Below are 265 nucleotides of genomic sequence, written 5' to 3' on the forward strand. Positions count from 1 at the left end.
CTCCTGTAAGGCGCTGGACCACCGGCTCTCCGTCTACATCATGATCGAAGCCATGCGGCGCGCGCAGCGGTCGGAGTTCGATGGTTACGCGGTGGCAACCTCCCAGGAGGAAGACTGCGTGCGCGGTGCCATCGCGACAGCCTATGAGATCAACCCGGATGTCGGGTTGGCGCTGGACGTGACGATTGCCGCGGACCTGCCGGACATCCCGGATCACGAGCACGTCACGCGGATGGGACAGGGCACGGCGATCAAGATCATGGAC

1 pseudogene is annotated in these 265 nt (G+C 64.2%); it reads left to right on the top strand.

What is annotated here, in order from left to right:
- Positions 1-265 (top strand): annotated as a pseudogene (locus ACLJNW_RS25795) (hypothetical protein); the annotation flags it as partial.

Origin of the sequence: Salmonella sp. SAL4457, from assembly GCF_046548235.1 — a bacterium.
Lineage (GTDB): Bacteria > Pseudomonadota > Gammaproteobacteria > Enterobacterales > Enterobacteriaceae > Salmonella > Salmonella enterica.